Source organism: uncultured Mucilaginibacter sp., from assembly GCF_903913935.1.
Classification (GTDB): domain Bacteria; phylum Bacteroidota; class Bacteroidia; order Sphingobacteriales; family Sphingobacteriaceae; genus Mucilaginibacter.
In genome coordinates, this window is the sequence record NZ_CAIWNH010000477.1 from 1 (window position 1) to 2,180 (window position 2,180).

Here is a 2,180-nt window from a genome sequence, read left to right on the forward strand (position 1 = left end):
GACGAACAAGATCGCCATGCCCGTCAGCATCGAAGCCGCCGATAAAGGCAAACTGAAGGTCATCGGTAAGACCACCGTGAAAATGACTTCTTTAGCATTAGCAGTAATTGCTTTTGCTTTAGTTTCCGCCTTTGCCTTAATTTCAGTCGCAGCTGTTTTTGCTTTGGCAGCAACGTCAGCTGTTTTCTTTGAAATAGCTTTTTTTACAGCTGTGGCCTTTTTTGTTGCCACTGGTTTTTGTGAAACAATTTTATCTTTTAAGTGCTCATAGGTATCTTCGGCAGCATCCTTTACATCCTCTGCTTTATTTTTGGTACCATCCCAAAACTCCTCAATAGTTTCTTTTACCTTCTCGAAAAATCCCTTTTCTTCAGGTTTGGTTGAATTTGTGCTCATTGTTTTTTTTTAGATGAATATGTTTTTTATCCATCTTATCAAATTCTGTTCCACTGGTTTTAGTCATCCTATTACAGCATACCTGGCCCCGGGGCTGGTGGCCTTGAACAGGTTGCAGCAATAAAACTGTATATTTTTTTGGTCATTGATCCATACGACGTTCTAAATTTAAGCTATGGTTATTTTATCCGTATTAATAACCGTATTTTTGCAGGCTATGAAGTTTCCAAAATTTGCCGACCTGATTTTATTTGAAGATGATGATATTATTGTGGTGAACAAACCGCCGTTTATCAGTTCGCTGGATGAACGCGAAGGCGGGGATGTCAATATGCTGCGACTGGCCAAAGCCTATTCGGATGACGCGCAGATCTGTCACCGCCTGGATAAAGAAACCTCAGGGGCGCTTATTATAGCTAAAAACCCGGAAGCATATCGTTTTGTATCCATGCAGTTTGAAAAACGTCAGGTAAAAAAAGTATACCATGCCATTATTGATGGTACCCACGTTTTTGAGGACCTGCTGGTTGACTTACCTATATTAAACGTAGGCAAAGGGAATGTAACCATCAGCCGCCAGGAAGGCAAACGGGCCGAAACATGGTTTAAATCGTTAAAATATTTTAAACACTATACCCTTGTAGAATGTCGCCCGGTTACCGGCCGCATGCACCAGATCCGCATCCACCTGGCCACTCAACGCGCGTCCATTGCAGGCGACGAAATGTATAAAGGACAGCCGGTTTTCCTTTCAAAGATCAAACGTAAATACCATTTGGGCAAAGACCAGGAAGAACAGCCCATTATGAAACGTTTTGCCCTGCATGCTTACGAAGTAACCTTTAAATTGCTGAACGGCGAGCCGGTAACCATTCATGCCCCGTATCCAAAGGATTTTGAAACACTCTTGAAACAACTTGAAAAATTCGACTTATAATGAGGAAAACATCAGCCATGAACTGATTGATAAATTTATCGAAATATCCATTAGGGAATTCGAAGAGAGAACATGGGGCAGCACTCAACAATTTCTTGACGTTTTAGAAATTGCTACAGAGGATGGCAAGCCTTTGATAACGAGGATACAATATCTTGACAGCGGCTATGCTGTTTATTTTAAAATAAAGGGAAGTAAATTTTATTATACGCATTACTTCGAAGTTGATCCAGTCATTGAATTAATTGGAATTGACATAACAGCGTCAGGTATTGTTTTACTAAGGGTGACGTCAAATCATCTGGATCTAGATAAAATTCTTTCAAAAACCACATTACCTGCAACATCTACATGGCAAAAGGGAGATATGCGGCCGCCAAAAAAACTCCCGTCATTTGTTTATAAAACGAGTGGTTTTGAATTTGAATTAGACAGAAATCAAGCGGGGCAATTTGAAAGTAAAATACTCGAACTACTCAATTACCTCAAACACTTGCTTTGCTAAACCAACCATAATCACCTGATGCCATTGAAGCACCTGATAAGTATGTACCTGCTGATGGTGTTGCTACAAAAGTTGATGCGTTAATTGAGCAAGTTGCTGTCGATGCTCAAATTGCTGCGCCTGCTTGTGCAAAAACATAACGGAAGCCGTCAGAACCAAATACTTCAGCACCAGTAGGGCCAAATGTTGGCACGTTAGTACCAGCAGAATTTGGATTTACTTGGGCTGTATTGTAAAGGTCAATCCCAGCTAAAGGGGTAATTGTAAATGCCATGATAATTTTTCCTTATAAAAAATGGATTAAGAGCCTGTTAAGACACCTTGTAAGAAACTGTTAGAACA

At 40.4% G+C, this 2,180-nt stretch carries 4 protein-coding genes; 2 read left to right on the plus strand and 2 right to left on the minus strand.

Features of this window, described 5'->3' with window-relative positions:
• Positions 1–396: hypothetical protein (locus QZY09_RS19005; protein ID WP_295674866.1), on the minus strand; the 396-nt coding region annotated here is incomplete at its 3' end.
• A 217-nt stretch (positions 397–613) separates the two neighbouring features.
• Here QZY09_RS19005 and QZY09_RS19010 point away from each other — a divergent pair.
• Positions 614–1,333, plus strand: coding sequence for an RluA family pseudouridine synthase (locus QZY09_RS19010; protein ID WP_295674902.1), 720 nt, complete (start codon positions 614–616; stop codon positions 1,331–1,333).
• Complete coding sequence (locus tag QZY09_RS19015) at positions 1,314–1,838, plus strand: hypothetical protein (RefSeq protein ID WP_295674896.1); 525 nt, start codon at positions 1,314–1,316, stop codon at positions 1,836–1,838. Before QZY09_RS19010 ends, QZY09_RS19015 begins: the two co-directional genes overlap by 20 nt.
• A gap of 106 nt (positions 1,839–1,944) precedes the next feature.
• On the opposite strand, the gene QZY09_RS19020 is transcribed toward QZY09_RS19015, so the two are convergent.
• Complete coding sequence (locus QZY09_RS19020; protein WP_295674898.1) at positions 1,945–2,112, minus strand: hypothetical protein; 168 nt, start codon at positions 2,110–2,112, stop codon at positions 1,945–1,947.
• Positions 2,113–2,180: the final 68 nt, after the last annotated feature.

Excerpts from the sequence above, each read along its gene's own strand:
- QZY09_RS19020 (WP_295674898.1), bottom strand. The coding sequence starts at position 2,112 with ATGGCATTTACAATTACCCCTTTAGCTGGGATTGACCTTTACAATACA.
- QZY09_RS19010 (WP_295674902.1), top strand. The coding sequence starts at position 614 with ATGAAGTTTCCAAAATTTGCCGACCTGATTTTATTTGAAGATGATGAT.